This is a genomic window from Novosphingobium sp. BL-A-28-Hi1-0D, from assembly GCF_055521755.1.
Map to the genome: position 1 here is coordinate 55,995 of NZ_JBVFVV010000002.1, position 23,668 is coordinate 79,662.

General features: G+C 66.3%; 20 protein-coding genes. 9 read left to right on the forward strand and 11 right to left on the reverse strand.

The genetic code is table 11. The features are described from left to right. Position 1: 1 nt before the first annotated feature. The 6 genes from ACZ1JW_RS17905 to ACZ1JW_RS17930 all read right to left on the reverse strand — a co-directional run bounded on the left by ACZ1JW_RS17905 (position 2) and on the right by ACZ1JW_RS17930 (position 8,049). Entirely contained in the window at positions 2–1,984 is a 1,983-nt protein-coding gene (locus tag ACZ1JW_RS17905) for a putative bifunctional diguanylate cyclase/phosphodiesterase (RefSeq protein WP_465126648.1), read from the reverse strand. Positions 1,985–2,079: 95 nt separating this feature from the next. Further along, positions 2,080–2,793, reverse strand: a complete 714-nt coding sequence (locus tag ACZ1JW_RS17910; RefSeq protein WP_465143007.1) for a DUF3142 domain-containing protein — start codon at positions 2,791–2,793, stop codon at positions 2,080–2,082. Next, entirely contained in the window at positions 2,790–4,925 is a 2,136-nt protein-coding gene (locus tag ACZ1JW_RS17915; RefSeq protein WP_465143008.1) for a PA5441 family protein, read from the reverse strand. Before ACZ1JW_RS17915 ends, ACZ1JW_RS17910 begins: the two co-directional genes overlap by 4 nt. A 90-nt stretch (positions 4,926–5,015) precedes the next feature. Next, the gene (locus ACZ1JW_RS17920; RefSeq protein ID WP_465143009.1) at positions 5,016–6,671 is read right to left on the reverse strand and encodes a choline dehydrogenase; all 1,656 of its coding nucleotides are present in this window, start codon (positions 6,669–6,671) and stop codon (positions 5,016–5,018) included. 92 nt (positions 6,672–6,763) lie between these two features. Continuing rightward, entirely contained in the window at positions 6,764–7,522 is a 759-nt protein-coding gene (locus ACZ1JW_RS17925; protein ID WP_465143010.1) for a glucose 1-dehydrogenase, read from the reverse strand. Positions 7,523–7,545: 23 nt separating this feature from the next. Beyond that, positions 7,546–8,049, reverse strand: coding sequence for a nuclear transport factor 2 family protein (locus ACZ1JW_RS17930; RefSeq protein WP_465126653.1), 504 nt, complete (start codon positions 8,047–8,049; stop codon positions 7,546–7,548). Positions 8,050–8,200: 151 nt separating this feature from the next. On the opposite strand from ACZ1JW_RS17930, the gene ACZ1JW_RS17935 reads away from it, so the two are divergent. The 6 genes from ACZ1JW_RS17935 to ACZ1JW_RS17960 are packed head-to-tail and all read left to right on the forward strand — an operon-like array spanning position 8,201 to position 14,450. Beyond that, positions 8,201–9,226 (forward strand): zinc-dependent alcohol dehydrogenase, encoded by a 1,026-nt coding sequence (locus ACZ1JW_RS17935; RefSeq protein ID WP_465143011.1) that lies wholly within the window; start codon positions 8,201–8,203, stop codon positions 9,224–9,226. Continuing rightward, complete coding sequence (locus ACZ1JW_RS17940) at positions 9,223–10,479, forward strand: sulfotransferase family protein (protein ID WP_465143012.1); 1,257 nt, start codon at positions 9,223–9,225, stop codon at positions 10,477–10,479. Before ACZ1JW_RS17935 ends, ACZ1JW_RS17940 begins: the two co-directional genes overlap by 4 nt. Positions 10,480–10,481: 2 nt before the next feature. After that, positions 10,482–11,714, forward strand: coding sequence for a DUF1214 domain-containing protein (locus ACZ1JW_RS17945; protein WP_465143013.1), 1,233 nt, complete (start codon positions 10,482–10,484; stop codon positions 11,712–11,714). Beyond that, complete coding sequence (locus ACZ1JW_RS17950) at positions 11,714–12,580, forward strand: sugar phosphate isomerase/epimerase family protein (protein ID WP_465143014.1); 867 nt, start codon at positions 11,714–11,716, stop codon at positions 12,578–12,580. Before ACZ1JW_RS17945 ends, ACZ1JW_RS17950 begins: the two co-directional genes overlap by 1 nt. Next, complete coding sequence (locus ACZ1JW_RS17955) at positions 12,577–13,701, forward strand: Gfo/Idh/MocA family protein (RefSeq protein WP_465143015.1); 1,125 nt, start codon at positions 12,577–12,579, stop codon at positions 13,699–13,701. Before ACZ1JW_RS17950 ends, ACZ1JW_RS17955 begins: the two co-directional genes overlap by 4 nt. Further along, positions 13,701–14,450 carry an SDR family NAD(P)-dependent oxidoreductase gene (locus ACZ1JW_RS17960; protein WP_465143110.1) on the forward strand — a complete coding sequence of 250 codons (750 nt, stop codon included), beginning with the start codon at positions 13,701–13,703 and terminating at the stop codon, positions 14,448–14,450. Before ACZ1JW_RS17955 ends, ACZ1JW_RS17960 begins: the two co-directional genes overlap by 1 nt. Before the next feature lie 209 nt (positions 14,451–14,659). On the opposite strand, the gene ACZ1JW_RS17965 is transcribed toward ACZ1JW_RS17960, so the two are convergent. Then, the gene (locus ACZ1JW_RS17965; protein ID WP_465126660.1) at positions 14,660–17,224 is read right to left on the reverse strand and encodes a TonB-dependent receptor; all 2,565 of its coding nucleotides are present in this window, start codon (positions 17,222–17,224) and stop codon (positions 14,660–14,662) included. A gap of 321 nt (positions 17,225–17,545) precedes the next feature. Here ACZ1JW_RS17965 and ACZ1JW_RS17970 point away from each other — a divergent pair, with 321 nt between their 5' ends. Next, positions 17,546–18,304: an SDR family NAD(P)-dependent oxidoreductase gene (locus ACZ1JW_RS17970; RefSeq protein WP_465126661.1), complete on the forward strand. Its 759-nt coding sequence runs from the start codon at positions 17,546–17,548 to the stop codon at positions 18,302–18,304. Between the two features lie 5 nt (positions 18,305–18,309). Continuing rightward, on the forward strand, positions 18,310–19,605 hold the full coding sequence (locus tag ACZ1JW_RS17975) for an MFS transporter (RefSeq protein ID WP_465126662.1): 1,296 nt from the start codon (positions 18,310–18,312) through the stop codon (positions 19,603–19,605). Here ACZ1JW_RS17975 and ACZ1JW_RS17980 read toward each other — a convergent pair. Genes ACZ1JW_RS17980 through ACZ1JW_RS17995 form a run of 4 tightly spaced genes read right to left on the reverse strand, consistent with a single transcriptional unit; the run spans position 19,602 to position 22,331 of the window. After that, positions 19,602–19,961, reverse strand: coding sequence for a type II toxin-antitoxin system RelE/ParE family toxin (locus ACZ1JW_RS17980; RefSeq protein WP_465126663.1), 360 nt, complete (start codon positions 19,959–19,961; stop codon positions 19,602–19,604). The two genes, ACZ1JW_RS17975 and ACZ1JW_RS17980, sit on opposite strands and share 4 nt — an antisense overlap. Continuing rightward, the gene (locus ACZ1JW_RS17985; RefSeq protein ID WP_465126664.1) at positions 19,939–20,217 is read right to left on the reverse strand and encodes a type II toxin-antitoxin system Phd/YefM family antitoxin; all 279 of its coding nucleotides are present in this window, start codon (positions 20,215–20,217) and stop codon (positions 19,939–19,941) included. The genes ACZ1JW_RS17980 and ACZ1JW_RS17985 overlap by 23 nt, the downstream gene beginning before the upstream one ends. A gap of 52 nt (positions 20,218–20,269) precedes the next feature. Beyond that, complete coding sequence (folE, locus tag ACZ1JW_RS17990; RefSeq protein ID WP_465143016.1) at positions 20,270–20,848, reverse strand: GTP cyclohydrolase I FolE; 579 nt, start codon at positions 20,846–20,848, stop codon at positions 20,270–20,272. Between the two features lie 4 nt (positions 20,849–20,852). Further along, entirely contained in the window at positions 20,853–22,331 is a 1,479-nt protein-coding gene (locus ACZ1JW_RS17995; RefSeq protein WP_465143017.1) for a flavin-containing monooxygenase, read from the reverse strand. Between the two features lie 159 nt (positions 22,332–22,490). Here ACZ1JW_RS17995 and ACZ1JW_RS18000 point away from each other — a divergent pair, with 159 nt between their 5' ends. Further along, positions 22,491–23,252 (forward strand): SDR family NAD(P)-dependent oxidoreductase, encoded by a 762-nt coding sequence (locus ACZ1JW_RS18000; protein WP_465143018.1) that lies wholly within the window; start codon positions 22,491–22,493, stop codon positions 23,250–23,252. The last annotated feature ends 416 nt before the right edge of the window (positions 23,253–23,668 follow it).

A 23,668-nucleotide genomic window follows, 5' to 3' on the forward strand; every position in this document is an offset into this window, starting at 1 on the left:
CTCACCCCACCAGCCGCGCCGGAGCCTGCGTGCCGGCGCGGAAGCCATTTGCCAGACGGGCCGCGAAGGCATCGATCGGCATCGGACGGCCGAACAGGTAGCCCTGCAGCTCGTGGCAGCCCGCAGCGCGCAGGACCTGCGCCTGCGTCTCGTTTTCCACGCCCTCGGCGATGACCTGCATGTCGAGCCCGCAGGCCAGCGTGATCGCGCCGGTAACCAGCATGGTCGCCTTGCTGCCGGGAGCGAGGCCTTCGAGCAGCGACTTGTCGATCTTGATGTGGCTGAAGCCGTAGGATCGCAGGTAGTGGATGCTGGTGAAGCCGGTGCCGAAATCGTCGAGGGCGATGGACATGCCATTGGCCTTGAATGCTTCCACCGCGCGCAGGACGCGCTCGGGATTGGCCAGGAGGTAGCCTTCGGTGATCTCGAACTGCAGGCGGTGCGGCGGGAACTTCGTCTGCTCCAGCACATGCGCGACCTGCCGTTCGAAGGTGGAATCGCGGAACTGCGCGGGCGACACGTTTACGCTCAGTTTCAGATCGCCGAGCGGGCCGATGTCGCGGCAGGCGCGTTCCAGCACGAACAACCCCAAGGGATGGATCTGGCCAGTGGCCTCGGCGATGTCGATGAACTCGTCCGGCGGCAATTCGCCTTCCGGACGCCGGGGCCAACGCACCAGCGCCTCGACCGAGACGACGGTACCCCGATCGGCATCGACGATGGGCTGGTAGAACACTTCGAATTCACCGCGGGCGAGGCCCCGGCCGATCTGGCTCTCGATGGCGAGGCGGCGCAGGCGACCCTCGTCGAACCCGGCATCGTAGATCGCGACCTGTCCCTTGCCCTGGGTCTTGGCGTGATACATCGCGGTATCGGCACGGCGCAGGAGTTCGCGCGGGCGGCCTGTGTCATCGCGGTTGGCAGCAAGGCCGATGCTGGCTCCAACCTGCAGGACATGGCGGTCGACCAGCACCGGCAGGGCGATTTCCTCGAGCAGGGTGGCTGCGAGCTTGCGCGCTTCCTCCTCGGCGCCTGCCCGACCGGCCGGCATTTCCAGCACGACGGCAAATTCGTCGCCCCCGACACGGGCCAGCGTGGCATGGCGCGGGCAGTGCTGGCCGAGCCTGATACAGACGCTGCGGATAAGCGCGTCACCTGCCTGATGCCCATGCTCGTCGTTGACCGCCTTGAAGCCGTCGAGATCGATGAAGATCAGCGCAAGGCTGTCGGGCATCAGGTCGACGCGGGCCTCCAGCCGGTCCAGCCGGGTCAGGAGTTCGCGGCGGTTCGGCAAGCCGCTGAGCGAATCGCTGAAGGCGATGCGGCGGTTTTCCTCGGAGAGCTTTTCAGTCTCGAGCTGTCGCATGTGCAGGGTGCGCTGCGAGAGGATCAGTGCCGCATAGGACTGGTTGTAGCGGTGGGTGACGACGACCATTCCCGTGCCGACCAGACACAGCACGATCGCCTGCGACAGCATGTGGCCGCCGTCTGCCCACGAGAAGTAGAACACGAACGAGAACGTGCTGGCGACGGCCACGCGCATGGCGGCGGCGCGCAGTGGCATGAGGCAGAACACGGTGCTGACCTCGGTCAGGCCGAGGAAGAAGGTCAGGTTGCCCTTGGTGTAGGGATCGCCATCCTGATAGACCCAGATGCACCAGACTTCGAACGCGATGGTCATCAGCACAGCCAGCGTGCAGGTACGCCGGAGGTAGTGGCCGATCTGGGCGTCAGTGAGCTTGGCCGGATCACCCTGACGCCACCACCAGACCGCACGCGAGATGGCGATGCTGCAGATCACGGCGGGCAGGACGACCGTCTTGACCATCATTTGCAGATTGAAGAACGAGACCGTGATCGCCACCGCGTTGCACACGAGGATCGCGTAGAGCAGCGGCATGTGAACCGAGAACGAGCGGAATTGCGCGCGGGCAAGCTCGGCATCGCTGGTGTCCAGCCGGAAGAAGTCCAGTAATGCCCGCATCGCGTCGCTTGTTGGCTGCCACCCGTTTCAGCTTGGTTAAGCTGCGGACAATGCAACCGATTTTCTAACAATCCGGACGTGGAGGTTGCGTAACTTCACCTAGGTGCGGCCAGCAGGAACAGCGCATAGCCGCGGAACCCGGGATGGCGTTCGAGGCCCGGCGGGGCCTGCCATTCCCCGCCTTCGACAAGGGCCACGCGGAACGGGATCGGGAAGTTGTCCATCCTTGCGAAATAGGCTTCGTAGCCGGGGATGGTCGTGCGGGCCTGGTAGGTCTGGATGACGACCTCGTCGACAGTTCCAGCCAGCTGGTGGAGCGCCTGCGGATCGCCGTGCGCGCTCCAGTCCATCAGCCCGGTGATCGACAGGCGCACGTCCGTGGGCAGACGGGCGCGCAGGTCTTTCAGGAACGCGGCATAGCCTGACAGGCCCTTGGTCGTGGCGTCGAAATCGACCTGCAGGCCTGCGACATCGTTGCCCGCCGCGCGCCACTTCGCCAGATCGGCAAGGATCGCGGCGCGTGTGGCGTCGGTCCAATCGAGCCGTTCGGCGCGCACCACCAGCCAGAGGGTGCGGCCGGGCAGGCGCGGGGTGCCCATGCGCAAGCGGTGAAGCCGCACTGCGCCTTCGCGGCGGATTTCGCCATCGAGCAGATAGACGGTGCGGGCCTTGATTCCGGGCGCGGGGTGGACGCCGGGCCAGACGAAGATGGCGTCGGCGGTTTCGGCAGTCACGCGCGGGGCCTCAACCTGCCGTTCGCAGCAGGCCAGAAGCAGCGACAGCAGCAGGATGGGCGCGCGCCAGTTCACCAGTAGAAGCGCAGCGCCCTGGCCCACTGGCTTTGCGGGTAGCGCTTCTTCAGCTCGTCGTACCAGCCCTTGCGCGTGGCCAGCGGCACCTGAGCGGCTTCGAGTTCCGCCGTGGTGTGCGCTGGCCCTGCACAGCCGTTGTAGCCCGCAGGCGCATAGCAGCGGACGGCGCGGTAGAGCGCATAGGCGCGGATGTCAGCAGGCGCGGCCTTGTCGGCAATGATCGCAGCGTAGATGGCGTCGCGATAGCTTGCCTTGCCGGGGAAGAGGTCCGGCCCCTTCCCAAGCACGTTCGCACCATCGCCGGGCGCGTGCAGGGCGAAACCATCGAACCCGTTGAGGCGCCAGAAGTCGCCAAGGCACAGGCGGGCGCGCTGGTCGGCAGGGTTGCGGGCGAGCGTGGCGGCGGTCTGCGCGATGGAAGGACAGACAAAGCCATCGGACCACCGGCCCTTGGTGAACAGGCCGACGGGCACGCGCTCCTGCTGGGCAAAGCCCCACAAGCCACCGTCGACATTCGCATCGGCAGGCACCAGCGCCACGTCGCGCGTGAAATCGGCAAAGGCACCGCGCGTCAGGTCCTTGTGGAGCAGGGCGAAGCGGGCGACGTCGCGTTCATGGCCTGAACGCGAGGCGTCCGCCGCACTGGCGCGCAGGATCGCGGGGCTGGCCACGGTCTGCAGCAGCACTTCGCGGATCGATTGCTCCTGCACCGGCGATCCGGGGGCGAAGACCTGATCGACCCGCCCGTCGCGCTGCCAGCGCAGGGCAAGGCCAAGTTCGGCCAGCGGGCGTTGGTGGAACGGGCTGGCGGCACCGATCAGCTCGCGCCAGAACCCGGCCTCGTTGGGATCGCGCAGGGCGGAAAGCGCCTGTCCGCGCACGAACTGGCGGCTGAAGGCGAGCGGGGTCATGCCTTTTGCCCGCGCGGCATCGGGCAGGAGGGCGAGGATCGGCCTGGCGTTCTCGCCCGCATAAGTGATGCGGGTCGCTTCGAGCAGGCCGTAGAGATCGGGATGGGCGGCGAACTGCGGCTGGTGCGCGGCCAGATCGGCGGCGGAAAGGCCCACCGCTGGCCCGTCGTAAACAGGCCGCATCTTCTTCATGTCGGCCAGCGCCAGCAGCAAGGGCGCGTTGCCCTGCTTCGCTACCACGGCAGCAGCGTCTTCGCGGTCGAGCAGCTTGCGGTCGATCTCCTCGGCGAGATAGGCCGCCTCGACGCTGGTGGCCGGCGTTGCCCTGAGCAGCGCTTCATAGGTGGCGACGAGCGTATCGGTATCGCCGCCAAGCCATGCCACGCGGCGCTTCAGGCCTCGGGCGGATGCGGCGTAGCGGCCCTTGGGATAGGCGGCGAGGTAGGCGTCGATCGCCTTGGCCGCCGAGGTCAGTGCTGCCCGGTCAACCTTGTCCGGACCGGCAAAATCGCCCCATTCATCGAGCGACGTTGCCGCCGCGCCGCGCAGGCCGATGCGGATCGGCATGTAGCGCGCGGTTTCAGCGATCCATGCGTTTTCCGCCTTCTCCAGCGCGGCAAAGCCTGCTTCCGCCGCCGCATAGTCTGCCTTGTGGAATGCATCGGCGGCCTTGAGATAGGCGAGGAAGGCGCGGCCCTGTTTGCTGGTGATGGCGGCATCGTTCCATTCGCCCTCGTGGCATCCGGCGGCCTCACGCATGGTCTTGAGCAAGGCGCGTTCGCCTGCGGGAACAGACGCTTCAGCCGCCAGCGCGGCGAGGAAATCGGCGCTTCCGGGTTCGGCCTCGTAGCATTTCTTCTCGTCGTACTCCGCCGTCTCGTCCACGGCAGGTTCGGGCCAGAGCGACCCGCGCAGGCCTTCCCATGACAGGAACACCTTGCCGAACTGCGGATCATTGGGATCGACCCTCGCCTCGGCGGGCAGCGCCGCGCCCGGCTGAACGCTCTGCATCAGCATGACGAGATTGATGCGGGTATCGTTGCCGGGGCTGATCAGCGCGCGGCCTGCGCAGTCATACTCCAGCGCGCCCAATTGCCAGCCGGGATAGCAGGAACTGTCGGCACAGGCCCACACGGCCCCGCCAATGCCTGCGCTGCCCAGAACGAGCGCGCCGACCGTGCCGAGAACGGGATGCTTGCGGAAGAATGGCTTGATCATGGCCGCAATTCTTGCGCGCGCGACCGGCGCGGCGCAATGGCGTTCGTCACATCGTCACTGGCATCACATCGGCACGCGCTTCGCCTTGCGTCAGACGAACTCCGCCGCCCTTGTCTCGGCGGGCGCAAGCGGAGGCAGGCCGCGCAGCTGGTCGGCGATCTTTTCCGCGATCATGATCGTGGGCGCGTTGGTGTTGCCGCCGATCAGCGTGGGCATGACCGAGGCATCGATTACGCGCAGGCCCTGAAGCCCGATCACGCGGCAGTCCTTGTCGACCACGGCCATGGGATCGTCGCTCGTGCCCATCTTCGCGGTGCCGACGGGGTGGTAGATCGTCTCGCCCTTGGCGCGGACCCAGGCGTCGATCTCCTCGTCGCTCTGCACGTGCGTGCCGGGCCAGATCTCCTCGCCGCGATAGGGGGCGAAGGCCTCCTGCGCCGCCACATGCCGCGCGATGCGGATGCCTTCGCGCACGGCGCGGCGGTCTTCCTCGGCGGCCATGAAGTTGGTGAGGATTGCAGGATCGGCATAAGGGTCTGCCGAGGTCAGGCCGACGTGCCCACGGCTCTCCGGGCGCAGCTGGCAGACATGGATGGTGAAGCCGTCGCGGTTGGCCTTGACCTTGGCGTGCTCCTGCATGATCGCGATGACGAAGTGGATCTGCAGGTCGGGCCGGTCGAGATCGGGGCGGGACTTGAGGAAGGCGCCTGCTTCCAGCCCGTTCTGGCGGCCGGTGCCCTTGCCGGTCAGCAGGTATTGCAGTCCGACCTTCAGCTGCCGCAAGCCCTTGATCTCGTTGTAGAGCGAGATCGGCTGGGTGCAGGCCCAGTTGAGCGTGACGTCGAGATGGTCCTGCAGGTTCTCGCCCACTCCCTTGAGCGCATGGACCGGGGCAATGCCGTGGGCCTTGAGCTTGTCCGGATCGCCGATTCCCGAAAGCTGGAGGATCTGCGGGGACTGGAACGCACCCGCGCTGAGCAGCACTTCGCGCCTGGCATCGGCGCGGGTCACAGGTTTGCCCTGCCCCAAGGAATACTCGACGCCAGTCGCTCGCCCGTTCTCGACGACGATGCGGTGGACGCGCGCGCCGGTCACAACCGTCAGGTTGCTGCGCTTGCCAGCAATCGGGGCGAGGTAGCCGCGCGCCGCGCTCCAGCGCTGGCCGTCGTGGATGGTCAGCTGATAGCGGCCGAAGCCTTCCTGATCCGCGCCGTTGAAATCGGGCGTGACCTTGTGCCCGGCCTGCCGCCCCGCCTCGATCACGCCGCGATAGAGCGGATGATCCGAATTCTCGCCCCAGCTGACCTTGAGCGGGCCGCCTGCGCCGTGGAACTGGTCGGCGCCGCCAACGTAATCCTCGGCCTTGCGGAAATAGGGCAGGACATCGGCATAGGACCAGCCTTCGAGGCCCAGCTGCCGCCACTGATCGTAATCGCGGGCGTGGCCGCGGATATAAACCATGCCGTTGATCGCCGACGATCCGCCAAGGCCCTTGCCGCGCGGGTGCCACATGCGGCGGTTGTCCATGTGCGGTTCTGGTTCAGACCAGAAGCCCCAGTTGTGCTTGCTCTTCTGCTTGATCAGCGTGCCCACGCCTGCGGGCATGCGCACCAGCACCGAGGTGTTGCGCCCGCCCGCTTCGAGCAGGAGCACGCGCACGTGGGGGTCTTCGGTCAGCCGTGCGGCCAGAACCGATCCGGCACTGCCCGCACCGATCACGATATAGTCGAACGCGCCTTCAGCCATTTCGCCACCTGTCCCGAATCCGCTTGTTCTGCGGTTACTGCTTTGGGGTTATTGGCACAGGGGTAATTAAGCGGCCGATTAAAGGCAAGTGATCAGAAGGCTGTAGCGCCCCCGTCCACCACCATGGCATGGCCGGTGACAAAGCTTGCCGCAGGCGAGCAGAGCCAGACCACGGCTTCGGCAATTTCGCTAGCCGAGCCCATGCGCCCCATCGGCGTCATCGAGTCCATGAGGGACTTGATTTCCGGGTTCTGCAAGAGTGGCGCGGTCATCGGGGTTTCAATCACGCCAGGGCACACCGCGTTCACACGAATTCCAGCCTTCGCCCAGCGCAGAGCGCCGTGGCGGGCAAGGCCGACGACGCCGTGCTTGGCGGCGGTGTAGGCAGGCTGTGCGCCATTGCCGACAAGGCCGTTGATCGAGGCAGTGTTGACGATGGCACCGCCCCCGGTCTGCAGCATGACCGCGGCTTCCTCGCGCATGCAGCGCATCACGCCCGAGAGGTTGATCGCGATGTCGCGCTCCCAGATGGCGTCGTCATACTGGTCGTCGGTCACGCGGTTGATGCCGGCGTTGTTGAACGCGCAATTGAGCCTGCCGAACGTGGCAACAGTGGCGGCGACCATGGCCTTGACCTGTTCGGCGTTGCTGACATCGCAGCGCACGAAGGCCGCCTTGCCGCCTGCCGCTTCGATCAGCGCGACAGTTTCGGCGCCGCCTGCCTCGTTGACGTCGCTGACCATGACGCTGGCGCCGGAACGCGCGAAGACTTCCGCCGCCGCACGGCCAATGCCGCCACCTGCGCCGGTGACGAGCGCGACTTTGCCTTCGAGGCCGTAATTGATTGCCATGTCAGGGGTTCCCTCTTGAAAGTTCAGGCTGCGGGCGGCTCGGCCAGCGCGATCACGGTGACGCTGCCGTCCTCGCCGACCTGTTCGGTCAGCATCGAGGTGACGTGGCTGACCGTCTCGACGATCCACCAGCGGCCATCGCGCTTCTCGTAAACGTCATCGTATTCCACCGCGAGACGGACCACCTGGCGGGGCCCTGTCAGGATCGTGCGGAAGTTGAGCGACCATTTGCCGGTGGCGCGTGCGTCGCTCTCGAGGTCGATCTGCCAGTTGGTGGCGTGGTGAAGGTCATAGACGCCGCCGTTGCAGGCCATCTGTTCGTAGATCGCGACGAAGGCATCGCGGTCGTCGAACTCGGGGAAGTTTTCGTAGGCGATGCGGATCTTGCCGGTGGCAAAGCAGTCACGCACGTCCTCGACCTGCTTGAGATCGCAGGCGCGCAGGTAACGGGCCTTGAGCGCGCGGATGGCCTCCTTGTCCTCCAGCGCGGACAGGCGAGCGGCAAGGTCTTCAAGGCTGATCGTCATCTCGGCTCTCCCCGAATGTTTTTGCATGATTCGGCTTTACAATTGGCTATAGTGATACGCATTCATAAGCGAAAGAGCGAATCCAGCCAATGAACGCGTAATAAGCGGAGCCCGAAGCAATCGGCCCGCAGGAAACGGGAAAGGGAGCCTGATGCAGCTTGCCCGCGTGCATGGACCCGGAGACGTCCGGCTTGACGAGGTTCCCGTGCCCACTTGCGGTATGGGCGAAGCGTTGGTCCGCGTCCACGCCTGCGGCATCTGCGGCAGCGACCTGGGCTATATCGCGCAAGGCGGGCTTGGCGGGGTGGAGCCGCTCTTGCAGCCCTTGCCCATCGGCCATGAATTTGCCGGCACCGTCGAGGCCGTCGGTCCGGGCGTTGCCGGGGTTGCGCCGGGGATGCGCGTCGCGGTCAATCCCGACCGGGCCTATATCGGCGGTGGCGGACCCGATGGGGCGATGGCCCCGTTCATCCGCGTGGCCGGTGCCGAGATCGGCGAGACGCTGTTTGCCCTGCCCGATCACCTCTCCTTTGCCCATGCCGCACTGGCCGAGCCGCTGTCGGTGGGCCTGCACGGATTGCGGGTCGGCGGGGCCTGTGCCTCTGACAGGATCGCCATTCTCGGCGCTGGCCCCATCGGCCTGTGCACACTGGTCATGGCGCGGCATCTGGGCGCAACGGACATCGCGATTTTCGACCGGGTGCCCGAGCGGCTCGAGCGGGCGCGTGCTCTGGGCGCAGGCCTTGCGGTGAACGTCGGCAATGAGCCGCTGACCGAGGCGCTGGCACGGTTCCACGGGCGGGGCGAGCGGTTCGGCAGTGCCTTTGTCGGGACTGACCTGTTCGTCGATTGCGCTGGCTCGGCAGGCGCGCTGGCGGAAGTCGTTGCCGTGGCGAAGTACCGCGCGAGGATCGCGGTGATCGCGCTGCATCACAAGCCGCTGGCGCTCGACCTGTGGCGGATGATGGCCAACGAGATCACCGTGGCCGGCTCCATCGCCGACAACCGCGCCGCCGAGTTCGGCGAGGCCATCGCGATGCTGGCGCATGGGGGCCAGGACCTGTCCGCGCTGATCAGCCACAGCTTCGAGTTTTCCCGCTTTCACGAGGCGCTTGCCGTGGCCGCCGATGGTGCGCGCGCGGCCAAGGTCATGCTCACGTTCCCGGAGGCCGCATGACCAGACTTATCGAGATTGCCGACATGGCCGATCCGATGGTGACGCCCGAGCTTGCCGCATGGCGCGAGGGCCCTGCCGACTTCCCCTGCCCGATGAGCGCCGACGAAGTGCTGGCGCGGGCGATGGCCGAGACCGGCCTCTCCGATTTCGGCGAGGACACCGGCTTCCGCACCCGCCTCGCCGTGATCCTCGAAGCGCTTTACGAGGACGAAGGGCTGACGCGCGGCGGACGGGTCTTCGTGCTGCAGCAGGCGGTGAGGGCCATGGCCAACCGGCTGCGGATCGAGGACCTGATCCGGCGCAACCCCGAGATCCTCGACGTGCCAGTGGAGCGCCCGATCTTCATCGCCGGGCTGCCACGTTCGGGCACGACGCATCTGGTCAACTGGCTCTCGCGCGACGAGCGGCTGGATTCGCTGACGCTGTGGGAATCCGAAGAGCCGGTGGCGGGCGACCCCGTCCCGCCCGGCGAAGTCGATCCGCGCATTGCCCGGTCTGCGGCTTACTGGGGCGCGTTCGGCGCGCTCGTGCCGCACATGGCCGCGATGCACGAGATGGCGGCGAACGACATCCACGAGGACAACGAGCTGCTTTTCATGGACATGAACTGCTACAACTGGGAGTTCTCCGCCCGCCTGCCGCGCTGGACACGCCATTATCTCGCGCATGACCGCACGGGGTCCTATGCCTACGAGAAGAAGGTGCTGCAGGCGATTGCGTGGCAGCGTGGCAAACCAATGGGCGTGCGCTGGCTGCTGAAATCGCCGCAGCACATGGAGAACCTGTCCGCGATCAGGGCGGTGTTCCCCGATGCGACGATGGTCATCACCCACCGCGATCCGGTGGACGTGCTGCGCTCGCTGACCACCATGCTCGGCTATTCCGACCGCACCCGCCGGTCGAAGATCGATCCGCCTGCCCTCGCCCGCCTCTGGACCGACCGCATTGAGGCGCTGCTGCGCGAATGCGTCGCGCAGCGCGAGGCGTGGGGAGCAGACCAATCGCTCGACGTGCTGTTCCACGAATACATGGCCGACCAGCAGGGCATGGCGCGGCGGATCTATGCGCTCGCAGGTCTCGATCTGCCGCCCGAAACCGAAGCGAAGCTGCTCGGCTACCTCGCCGAGAACCCGCGCCACGCCCACGGCAAGGTCGCCTACGATCTCGAAGGCGTGTTCGGCGTCGACGTTGCGGCGCTGCGCCAGCGCTTCGCCTTCTACTACGACCGCTTCCCGGTGAAGCAGGAGCATTGACCATGAGCCGCACCGACACTGCCCGCCAGCGCCTGCTTTCCGGTCAGGCCTGGGACGATTTCTGCGATACGCTCAAGCTTGCCGGGCGACATATCGAGGCCTTCGACGGCCCGCTGTCCGATCTCGACCGCGCCGAATGGTATCGCTTCATGACCCGCCTTGCCCGGTCCAGCATGGAGCGCCTGATCGAGAACGCCGAGCCGACCCGCCCGCGCCTGCGCGACATGGTCTGGCGGCAGTCGATCAACGTCCAGACGGTGGACCAGGACCACCTGATGTGCCAGTTCGACGAGGCGCGCGACTATCGCATCACCGGCACGCGCGGCACGATCCCCTACTTCGTCATGGCGCTGTGCACCTGTCCTGCGCCCGATGCGCCGGGGGCCGAGGACTGGGCGCCGCAGGGCTTCGCCGGGCTGGATCGCTTCGATCCATCGAACCTCAAGACCACCGGCTTCCTGCATTCGCGCCAGATGACCTTTGCCGAGGACGGCAGCTTCGAGGTGATCCTTTCGCAGAACGATCCGGGCGAGGGCCGCAACTGGCTGCAGCTTTCGGCGGAAACCAACTGCATCCTGATCCGCCTCGTCTGGTCGGACCGGAGCAGCGAGATCGCGCCTGCGATGACCATCGAGCGGCTGGACCAAGCGCCGCCCGAACCCGTCAGCCCTGCCCTGATCGCCGATGGCCTTGCCTGGACCGCGCAGGCGGTGGTCGGTTACGCCGAACTGGTGCGCAACTGGTGGCAGGGCACCCAGGGCAACTTCGCCGCCCGCCTCAACCGGCTCGACTACAGCCGCGCGCAGTACCTTTCGAACGGCGGCGTGCCCGACCGGCACGTGGCGTTCGGCGGGTGGGAGAAGGGGCTGGACGAAGCGCTTGTCCTCGAGTTTACGCCGCCGGAATGCGAGTACTGGAACTTCCAGCTGTGCAACATCTGGCAGGAGAACCTCGACACCTTCGAGGACGGCAACGGCTGGATCAACAACTACCGCCACGTTGCCGAGGCCGATGGCCGGGTGCGCGTGGTGATTGCCGAGCGCGATCCGGGCCTCGGCGGCAACTGGATCAACTCTTACGGCCACGAACGCGGGATCTGGGGGCTGCGGCTGGTGCTGACCGAGCAGACCGTGCCGGTCCAGCTCTGGCGCTTGCCATTGGCGCGGCTGGAGGCCGAAGGCCTGGGCGCGCTTGACCCGGCCCAAGCGGTGCTCACCGGCCAGTTCGTAGACTGATGGCGATGGTCCTGACGCCCGCAGACCTTGTCCTGTCCTCCGCGCCGGTCTCTCGCTTTGCGCTGCTCGAACGGCTGGTGCCCTTTGCCGAGGCCGGGTTCCGGGCGATCTCCATTCAGCCAAGCGATGTCTGGGCCCTCGAAGCGCAGGGCATGAGCGCCCGCGAGATCGCCGCGCGGGTTGCCGATGCCGGTCTCGTCATCACCGAGGTCGATTGCACCGCGTGCTGGATGGAGCACCAGACGCAGGTGGAGCACGTCGGCGGCCTCGCAGAGTTCCTGCGCCAGCTGACGCCCGAACCGATCATCGCCACCGCCGCGCGGATCGGTGCGCAGTCGGTCTCGGCAATCGATCTTTCGGTGGTGCCTGCATCGCTTGACGAGCAGGCGGAAGGCTTTGCCCGGCTGTGCGCGATGGCAGCGGACCACGGGCTGAAAGCGCAGATCGAGTTCCTGCCGACGGGCGGCATCCGCTCGTTGGGCGAGGCCATGGCCGTGGTCGAGGCGGCGGGATGCAGCAATGGCGGCGTGACGCTGGACGCGTGGCACTTCTTCCGCAGCGGATCGACGCTCGAGGAACTGGCGAGAGTGCCCGGCCACCGCATCCATGCGGTCCAGCTGTGCGATGCGCCTGCCGAGCCGATGGCCGATGCCTGGGCCGAACTGATGACCGCGCGCCTGCTGCCGGGGGAAGGCGCGCTCGATGTCGTCGGCCTCGTCCGCACGCTCGACGCCATGGGCTGTACTGCGCCTGCCGGGGTGGAAGTGTTCCACACGCGGCAGGACACGATGAGCCTTCCCGAAATCGCCCGCGACTGGGCGCAATCCACCAATGCCCTGCTGGCCAGAGCGAGGAATGCAACATGACTGATTCATCGATAGGCGCAGTCGTCGTCGGCACCGGCTTCGGCCTGTTCACCCACGTGCGCGCCCTGCGCGATGCCGGGTTCGAAGTGCGCGCGATTGTCGGGCGCGATCTCGAGAAGACCCGCGCGCGGGCCGCGCCGCTCGGCATTCCGCTGGCCGCCAACGATCTGGAGCAGGTGCTGGCCGATGATCCGGCGATCCGCCTCGTCACCGTCGCCACGCCGCCGCACGCCCACTACACGCCGGTGATGCAGGCCATCGCAGCGGGCCGCGCGGTGATGTGCGAGAAGCCCTTTGCCCGCGACACCGCACAGGCGCGCGAGATGCTGGCGGCGGCGGAAGCTGCAGGCGTCGCCCATGCGCTGGGCGCGGAGTTCCGCTATGACAGTGCGCAGGCGCTGCTCTCGCGGCTGGTGCGCGAAGGCGCGATCGGCGAGCCGCTGATGTTCCACCGCATCTACCAGCAGCCGGGCGGTGACCCTACCGAGCCGCTCGCCGAATGGTGGACCGATGCCGCGCAGGGCGGCGGCTTCCTCGGCGCATTCGGCACCCACATGATCGATCAGGCCCGCGCCACGGTGGGCGAGATCGTCGCGGTCAGCGCGATCCTGCGCAAGCTCTCGCCCGGCCGCCCGGCGATGACCTCGGACGATTACTACAACATGCAATTCCGCACCGCAGCAGGTTGCATGGGCGTGCTCGAAGCGGCCATGTGTTTCCCCGGACCCTTCGTGATGACCTGCAAGGTCGCGGGCACGAAGGGCGCAGCGTGGATCCAGTCGGGCGCGGCGTTCGGCGATCCCGAGCAGGTCTGGCTTTCCGACGAGAACGGGCAGGCCCGGCAGATCGAGATGCCCGCCGAACTGGTCAATCCGCCGCCTGCGCCCTTCCCCATTGGCGAACTGGTGCAGAGCGAGATGGACCGCTGGCACAGCCAGGGCTTCGATGTCGCGCCCTATGCCAAGCTGTTCGGGCAGCTGAAGGCGCGGATCGAGGGGCGCAGCCCGCCCCTGCCCGATCCGGCAGCGGACTTCCGCGATGCCGTGGCCAACCAGGCCATCCTCGATGCCGCGCGCCGCTCGGCCGCGGAAGGGCGCTGGGTTGAAGTGGAGCAGGCATGATGGGACCGAAACACGATTTTGCAGGCGCGCACGTTCTCGTCACCGGCGGCACCAGCGGCATCGGCGCTGCGACAGCGGCTGCGTTTCTCGAGGCGGGGGCGGAGGTCACGATCACCGGCACGCGCGGCGATGCCGCCGACTATGACGCCAACCTTTCGGGCTTTCGCTACCTGCAGCTCGATGTCGAGAACAGTGCGCAGATCGACGCGGTGGCCGCCGCGCTGCCCCGGCTCGACGTGCTGGTGAACAACGCCGGTATCGCGCTGCCGTCGCTCGGGCTTGACGAGTGGGAACCTGACGTCTTCGACCGGGCCGTGCGGATGCTGCTGAACAGCGCCTTCCGCATGGCGCGGCGCACGGTCGACCTGCTGGCGCAGAGCACTGTTCCGGGCGGTGGCTCGGTGATCGGGATCGCCTCGATGTCGAGCTTCTTCGGCATTCCCATCGTGCCGGGTTATGGCGCGGCCAAGACCGGCCTCGTCGGGCTTACCCGGACAATGGCGGCGCATTGGGGTCCGCGCGGGGTGCGTGCGAATGCGGTGGCGGCAGGCCTTACCCGCAGCGGCATGACGGCAGGAACCTTTGCGCAGGACGCATGGACCGCCCCCACCCTTGCCCGCACGCCGCTTGGCCGGCTGGGCGAGGCGGAGGACATTGCCGGCGCGATCCTTTTCCTTGCCAGCCCCGCCGCGAGCTGGATCACCGGGCAGACGCTGGCCGTGGATGGCGGGTACACGATTTCGGGATAGGGGCACGCCTCGCGCCGTCATTGCGAGGAGGCGAAGCCGACGAAGCAAGCCAGAGGGTCACGCAATCCGCTCTGGATTGCTTCTCCCGCTTCGCGGGCTCGCAATGACGCAAGGGGTTTAGCACAAAGGAAAACCCCGCCCCTGCGCGAGCAGGAGCGGGGTTATCCGAAGACGGGTCCGGCAAGCCGGAACCCATCCTCCCCAATCGATCAGAACTTCACGCCGACGGTCACGCCGTAGGTGCGCGGATCGGCGTAGTAGCCGCCGCCGTAGCCCAGCGCGCCGAAGTCGATGGCGCGGACGAGGTTGTTCTCGTCGGTCAGGTTCTTGACCCAGAAGCGGACCATGGCCTCGCTGCCCGCAAGCGGGATGCGATCAATGGCGACCTGCGCGTCGACGATGTTGCGGTTCTCGCCCTTGAGCGCTTCGTTGAAGGGCGAGGCCAGCACGTTCGAGAAGCTGTACTTGCCGTCTTCGTAGGCATAGCTCACGCGGCCGGTCAGGCGCATGCCGTTGTCGCTCAGCGGGAACTGCGCATTCATCGCAAGATTGGCGGTGAACGGCGAGGTGTAGCCCGGCGTTGCGAACTGCGCGATATTGACCAGCGGCTGACCTGCGGCGACGGGGAGACCTGCGAGGAACTCCTTGTACTTGATGTCGACGTAACCGGCATTGGCTTCGAAGGTGAAGTTGTCGGTCAGCACGGCGGTCAGTTCGGCCTCGACGCCGGTGTAGGTCACCTTGCCCGCGTTGGTGATCTTCGTGGCGAAGGTTCCCGGCGCGAGGTTGGTGATCGGCACGGCCAGCGCCAGATCCTTGTATTCGTTGTAGTACCCGGCCAGGTTGAAGCGCACGCGGCGATCAAACAGTTCGGACTTGAGGCCGACTTCGTACGAGGTCACGTTCTCCGACTTGAACGAAGGCAGCACGCCGCCGACCGACGGGTCCTGTGCGTTGAAACCGCCCGAGCGGTAGCCGGTGGCGATGCGGCCATAGACGTTGACGTTGTCGCTCACGTCATAGCCGACCATCAGGTTCCAGGTGAACTTGCTGAAGCTCGACTGGCCCTGTTCGGGCGTGGCAAGCGGCGTGGTGCCGTTCTGGCGGCGGACCATCGACTTGTTGTCCCAGGTATAGCGTCCGCCTGCGGTGAGGCGAAGGCCGCTGTCCTTGCCGCCGGGATAGAACGTCGCCTGGCCATAGATCGCGGTGCTTTCAGCCGACGCGGTATAGTCGAGCACCGAGAGGGTCTGGACGAGACGATAGCGGGCCGGGTTGGCCGCGACGAACGAGGGTCCGAGCGGACCGAAGTTGCCGAGGAAGATCGAGTTCGTGTCGAGCACGAAGCCGCTGTTCTGCGGGTTGTACTCCGAACCCTTTTCCCAGAAGTAGAAGCCACCGAGGACCCAGTCGAGATTGTCGGACTCGTTGCCGATTTCGACTTCCTGGCTGAACTGCTTGTGACGGCGCTTGTTGTTGGTGTCGAACAGGTTCTGCTGGACTGTCGGCACCGGCGCTGCGGCCACGAAGGGCGCAAAGGCAGGGTTCGGCAGCACGAACTGCAGCAAGCCGGCCGGCATCCCGTTCAGCAGCGAGGCCGATGTAAAGCGCGGCGCAGTGAACGCACCCATGCCGTCGAGGTCGGTGACGCTGTCGTTGTTCCAGAAGCGGTAGCCAGTGGTCGACTTGACGTGGAAGGCGCCGAAGTCGTTCTGGACCTGGAGGTTGTGGCCCCAGGCCTTGTCGGTCGAACGGCTGTTGATGTCGTTGCAGACTTCACGGCGCCATTCGCGGGTTGGCGTGGCAAGCGCGGCGCAGCGCGCGTCAAGGAAGTTCACCGTCTGCAGGAACGGTGCGACCGGAGCCTGCTGCGTAACGACGACGGGAACGCCACCCACCGTCACCGGAGGACGCACGCCGCCCGGTGCAACGTTGGTCAGCTGGAAGTTGATCGGCGAGGCATCGGTGCGGCTCCAGTCGAAGATGTACTGGATCGAACCGGTTCCGCCGATGTCCGCCTTGGCGGCAACGCGGAACGAATCCGTGTTCTGCGCACCCGGATCGCGGGAATCGTCGGGCTCGTTGAGGTTGTCGACGATGCCGTTGCGCTGGCGGTGCGAGTAGGTGAAGCTGGTCGAGATCCCGGCGATCTCGCCCGGATCGAGCGTGATGCGGCCGTTGAACGCCTTGTAGTTGCCATAGCCGCCCTGCGCGGTGAGGCGGAACTTCTTCGACGGTGCGCGCGAGATGAAGGCGATGCCGCCACCGGTGGTGTTGCGGCCGAACAGCGTGCCCTGCGGCCCGCGCAGCACTTCGACGCGTTCGATGTCGGTGACGTCCAGCGCGCTGCCACCCGAGCGGGCGATGAACACGCCATCGATATAAAGGCCGTTTGCCGTGTCGAGACCGAAGGTTTCGGTGGCGGGCGTGGGAATGCCGCGGATCGAGATCACGGCGGCATTGGCATTGGTCGTGCCCTGCACGATGGTCACGTTCGGGGCGAGGCCGGTCAGGTCCTTGGCATCGCGGATACCGAGCGAGGAAACCTTCTCGGCGCTGATCGCGCTGATCGCCAACGGCACGTCCTGAAGGTTCTGTTCGACCTTCTGCGCGGTGACGACGATCTGTTCGAGCTGGCCCTGATCATCAGTAGCCTGCTGCTCTGCCGCATCGGCCGGAGCTTCGTTCGCAAAAGCGGCTCCGCCAATCGCAGCGAGGCTGGCGCCAAGCATGAGGCGCACGGCGAAGTGTGCGCAGTTCCTGGTGTTCATCATAACTCCCCCAAAACCTTTTGTCGCCGCGGAACATAGCGAATGCGTAGATGATGACAAGTCAAAATGCGCAAACGTGTCTTTATGCGCAGATTTGTGCGCTTTGTCAGAGTTCCTGCATGGGCTTTCAGCGCAAACGACGTTGCAAAAACCGCTCCTGCAGGTGCCTCCGGAGCGGCGAGCCGCGAATCGAATGACCCACTCAATGCGGAATGATTGGCGCAAAATTACACCGATTGCGCACTCACAAATCTGGTGATATGCAGTTTTGCATAATTCCGGCGGCAATATGATCCGCAAATCTGCAATTACGGGAGAATCGGGATGAAGGGCCTCAAGGGCAAGGTCGGTATCGTTGCGGGCGGCGGGCGCGGCATTGGCGCAGCCACAGCGCGGCGCCTTGCCGAGGAAGGCGCCCATGTCGTCATCGGCGACCTGATGGGCGACTGGGCCGACGAGGTGGCCGAGAGCATCCGCGCCAGCGGCGGCAACGCCACCGGCATGCAGCTTGACGGCACGCAGGCGGACTCGCAAGCGGCAATCGTCGCCTGTGCGGTCGAGACCTACGGCGGGCTGGACTTCTACCACTCCAACCTGGCCGGCGGCACCGGGGGTGACAACGACATCCTCGATTGCCCCGAGGACGTTCTCGACCTCAGCTTCGCGATCAACACCAAGAGCCACTTCCTCGCCACGCAGGCCGCGCTGCCAAAGATCATCGAGCGCGGTGGCGGGGCAATGATCTACACTTCCTCTGGCGCGGCATCGGGCGGCGCGCCGTGGCAGGTCGCCTATCCGATGACCAAGAACGCGATCCACGCGCTGGCCCGCCATGTTGCCGCCAAATTCGGCAAGAAGGGCATTCGCGCGAACGTGATCTGCCCGGGCCTCGTCCTGACCGAAGCGGTCAAGCAGCACCTCACCGACGAGTATGTGACGCGCGGCCTTGCCGCCGTGCCGCACGTCCGCCTTGGCCAGCCTGAAGACATCGCCGCCGCCGTGACCTTCCTCGCCTCGGACGATGGCGCGTGGGTCAACGGGCAGGTCTGGCACGTCAACGGCGGCGCGCAGATGCGGGATTGAGCCGCGTGGCCGCGCCCATCCCGGCAACTGCCGCCGCAAGTTTCACGGCCAGCGGCAAGCCCCTCACCAACCGCTGGCTGGCGCTGACGCTGCTGGTCCTGGTGGCGGTCCTCAACTATGCCGACCGCTTCCTGATCCCGGGGCTCGCCCAGCCGATCAAGGCGCACTTCGGCATCAGTGACACCATGATGGGCGCGCTGATGGGACCGGCCTTCGCGCTGCTCTACAGCGTCTTCACCCTGCCGATCGCCCGCGCCGCCGACCGCCGCTCGCGCGTGATGATCATCGCGATGGGCTGCGGCTTCTGGAGCTTCTTCACCCTGCTTTCAGGCCTTGCGACCAGCCCGGCAATGCTGGCGCTCGCCCGCGTCGGCGTCGGCATCGGCGAGGCCGCGTACCAGGCCCCCGCCGCCGCCCTGATCGCCGCCTATTTCCCCGCGTCTGAGCGCGGCCGCGCATTCGCCCTGCTTGGCACCGCAATCTATGTCGGCCAGATGGCGGGCCTCGCCGGTGGCCCCGCCATCGCTGCGACGTCCACATGGCAGACCGCCTTCCACGTGCTTGGCATGGTCGGCATTGTCATCGCGCTGGCGACTTGGTTGATCGTGCGCGAACCGGCGCGCGACGCGGTCGATACCGCTGCGCCCAAGCTGGCGCTCAAGGACACGATGCGCCTGCTGATCGGCACGCCGTCGGTCATGCTGCTGGCGACGATCATGGCGCTGGGCTCGCTCTCGGGCGTGACCTTCGGGATGTGGGCCCCGGCCCTGTTCGAACGCGCCTATGGCCTGTCGACGCAGGCTGCAGGTGCCACCTTCGCGCTGTCGTTCGGCCTGCCCGGGCTGCTTGGCGTGCTCGGCTTCGGCTATCTGGCCGACCGGCTCGGCAAGGGCGACGCCACGGTCCAGCTGCGCCTGACCGCGCTGGCGCTGGGCGGCGCAACAACCGCGATCCTGCTCGTCACATGGAGCGACAACCTGACCGTCGCCCGCCTGATCGCCATTCCCGCTGGCCTGATGGGTGGAGGCTGGTCGGTCGGCGTGCTGGCCGGGCTGCAGCACATCCTGCCCAACAACCACCGCGCCACCGGCACCGCGCTGGTCATGCTGATCTCCAGCATGTTCGCAAACGTGCTCGGCCCGGTCGTCGCGGGACAACTATCCGACTGGATCGCCGGAGCGGGGCCGCAGGGCCTGCGCATCGGCCTCTCGGTCGCCATCCCCACCGGTTACATCGGCGTCTGGGCCGCCCTGCGCGCCGTGCGCACGCTGGAGCGGGACAAGGCCGCGCTGGCGGGTTAGCGCTTCAGCGCGAGCAGGCGGCGTTGCAGGAGCGTGGAGAAATCCCGCCGTCCGTCCGCGACCAAGGCGACGGTGACCACGCCATCGTCCAGATGGTACACAACACGATATGGCGCATGGAGCACCTGCCTCCACCGCTTGTCGCCCAGATCGTCGAGTTCCGGGACTTGCGGCCCACGCTCGGGATAATTCGCCAGCCCATCAATCGTGGCCAGGATCTCGGCAATCAGCGCCCGCGCACCATCCCAACCATCAGCGCCACGCTGCGCCAGACGTTGCTCGAATATCTGCCTTAGATCGATCCGCGCCTGCTCGGTATAGCGAATGCTCGCTTCAGGCATCGGCAGGCCGCTCACCGGTGATACGGTCAAGCATGCCCTCGGCAGGATAGGTCCGGCCCTCGTCCATGTCTTCCTTCGCCAGCGCCAGCAGCTTGAGCAGCGCCATCGTCTCCTGCATCTGGTAGTAGCTCGCCGCGTCCTGCAGCACGGCCTTGGCCTCACCGTTCTGGGTGATGACGAGCGGCTCTGCGCCCTCGTTCAGCTCGCGCAGCACTTCGGCAGCGTTGGCCTTGAGGTAGCTGATCGGCTTGATGCGGCTTTCAAGGCCCATGACACGGCTCCATCCAAATTCGGACTGAATGTAGTCCGAATGACGACCGCCATCAATAGCCCATCAGGCTCAGCACTTCCTTGCGGCTGCGGTTGTCTTCAAGAAACGTGCCCATCAGCCGGCTCGTCACCATGCCCACACCCGGCGTGCGCACGCCGCGAGAGGTCATGCAGCCGTGGCTCGCCTCGATCACTACTGCTACGCCGTGGGGCCTGAGGTTGTCCCAGATGCACTGCGCCACTTGCGCGGTCAGTCGCTCCTGGATCTGCAGCCGCCGCGCATAGGCGTGGAGCACGCGGGCGAGCTTGGAGATGCCCACCACCTTGTCGCGCGGCAGATAGGCGATGGCCGCCTTGCCGATGATCGGGGCCATGTGGTGCTCGCAATGGCTCTGGAACGGAATGTCCTTCAGCAGTACCAGCTCGTTGTACCCGCCCACTTCCTCGAACTGGCGTGAAAGGTGCGCCGCCGGGTCTTCGCCATAGCCCTGGCAATATTCCTTCCATGCCCGCGCCACGCGCCTTGGCGTATCGAGCAGACCCTCGCGGGCGGGGTCGTCCCCCGCCCAGCGGATCAGCGTGGCAATGGCCTGTTCGACTTCGGCAGGCACCTCCGGCTTGGTGGTCTCCATGGGATCAGGCCGCGAAGGCGAACTCTTCGGCTACCGGCTTGGCCATGGCATTGGCAAAATCGTGGTAGCCCCAGGGCCAGGTTGCGGGGATGCCGGTCTTGTCGAGATACCAGCTGGTGCAGCCCGATCCGAAGATCGTCTTCTTCGCCGCCTCGATCCGCCGCGCCTCGTAGGCCTGATAGGCGGGCTCCAGCGGTTCCACCGTGCGCGCCTCGCCGCGGCGGACGGGTTCGAGCAGCTGTTCGATGTATTCCCACTGCCGCTCGGCAATGTCGATCAGCGGGAAGTTGCCGACCGGCGCGCCGGGGCCGTTGAGCATGAACAGGTTCGGGAAATCGGGCATCGCGATCGCATAGTGCGCGGTCGGGCGGGTCGCCCAGAAGTCGTCGAGCGAACGTCCGTCGCGCCCCGTGACCACGGCCGGGCGGATGAAGCTGTCGGCGCGGAAGCCGGTGGCCAGCACCAGCACGTCCAGTTCATGGAGCGTGCCGTCCTTCATCAGCACGCCTTCAGGAACGATCTTCTCGATCGCGCCGACTTCCACCGAAACGCCGGGGCGCTGGACGCACTCGTAGTATTCCCAGGAATAGATCAGGCGCTTGCACGCGGCGTGATAATCGGGCCGCAGCTTTTCGCGCAGTTCCGGATCGTGGACGTTCTGTTCGAGGTTCTGGCGGCAGTAGCCCTCGATTTCCTGCATCTGCGGGCTGGTGAAATCGGTCACGCCCTCGGTGAAGCGATAGACCGCTTCCCAGTACTGCGGATCGTTGCGGATCGCCTCTATCAGCGAGGGATCGGCGGCAAAGGCGGCGCGCTGTTCGGGGGTATATTCGAACTGCACCACCGGCATGATCCACTGCGGCGAGCGCTGGAAGTGGACCAGCCTGGCCGCGCGGCTGCTCAGCGCGTTGACGATCTGGATGCCGGTGGAACCGCAGCCGATCACGCCAACCCGCGCACCGTCGAGCACCGCGCTGTCATCCCAGCGCGCCGAATGGAAGGCCTTTCCGGCAAATGTTTCCAGCCCCGGCAGGTCGGGCATCTTCGGATGGTGCAGCACGCCGGTGGCGACGATCACCACGTCCGCCTCGTAAGCAGAGCCATCGACAATGCCGACCTTCCACGTCCTGGTCGCATCATCGAAAGTGCACGAGGTCACTTCGCTGTTGAAGCGGATGTAGGGCATCACCCCGAAGCGCTCGGCCACGCCCTTGAAGTAGGCATGGATTTCCGGCCCGGTCGCGTAATAGGCGCTCCAGTCCGGGTTCAGGGCAAAGCTGTAGCTGTAGGCGTGCGAGGGCGTATCGCAGGTCAGCCCCGGATAGCGGTTGTCGCGCCAGGTGCCGCCCAGTTCCGCGCCCTTTTCGAACACCGCGAAATCGGCATCGCCGCGCTGCAGCAGCTTGATCGCCGCCATCACGCCCGACATGCCTGCACCGATCACCGCATAGCGCAGTCTGCGCTGGCCACTGTTCTCAGTCATTCTCTTCCCATCCCGATAATTCGCAACTTGTGGCCATACACTCTTCGCAAGCGCATCCGGGCTCATCACCCGAACGGGTTACGCGTAATGTTTATTTCCTGTTGCTACGCATTATCCGCCTCTATACGCCTTGGGGAAACGGAATCGAAAGGGAGATCGATGGCAAATCTGGCAGGGAAGGTCGCACTGGTCACCGGCGGCGGGCAAGGCGTGGGCCAGGGCATCGCGCTGGCGCTGGCGAGCGAAGGCGTGGCCGTGACGATCACCGGGCGCACGCTGGCCAAGGTGGAAGAGACCGCGCGAATGATCGCCGAGCGCGGCGGCAAGGCGCTGCCGCTTGCTGGCAACGTCAAGGACGCCGCCGACCTAGCCGCGGTGGTCGACCAGACCGTCGCCACGTTCGGCGGGCTCGACATTCTCGTCAACAATGCGCAGGAAGTGCCGCTCGGCAAGCTCGAGGACGTGACCGACGAGGCGTTCATCGCAGGGTTCGAATCCGGCCCGCTCGCCACCCACCGCCTGATGAAGCTCGCCCGCCCGCACATGGCGGCCCGCGGCGGCGGCACGATCTTCAACCTGTGCTCCTCGGCCGGCATCCGCTGGGACATGACCGGCTACGGCGCCTATGCTGCGGTCAAGCAGGCGATCCGCTCGCTCACCCGCGCCGCCGCCGCCGAATGGGGCCGCGAAGGCATCCGCGTCCTCACAATCGCGCCGCATGCGGAATCGCCGGGGCTGAAGTATTGGCTGGAAGCCAATCCCGAGGAAGCCCGCGCCTTCTTCAAGACCATTCCCCTGGGCCGCATCGGCAAGCTGGAAGAGGACATCGGCCGCGCCATCGTCGCGCTGTGCGGACAGGATCTGGGCTATCTTACGGGCGCGACGATCCCGTTGGATGGCGGACAGGCAAACTTCGACTGAGCTTCAACCACCGTCATCCCGGCGTAGGCCGGGACCCATTTGCTATCGCGCAGAGGTGACACGGCAACGGTGACGTGAGCTATCCGGCGAGGTTGCGCAGCCGTTCGGGCGGCGTGCGTGCCGTGAGGTCATGGGCCCCGGCCTGCGCCGGGGCGACGCCGGTTTCAAGGACCGAAAGCCCGTATATACCCCGAGTGAGTTATCGTCACCCCGGCGAAGGCCGGGGGCCATTCGCTATCGCGCAGGTGCAACACCGCGAGCCTGGCGCGTACTGCCCGGCAAGATTGTGTGCAAACCCGGACGGAGCGCGGTGGCGTGAGGTCATTGGCCCCGGCCTGCGCCGGGGCGACGGTCATCTTGGTGGTCTGCGGCGCGCCTTCCGGTCTCTCCAATCGGCGTCACTCCGGCGCAGGCCG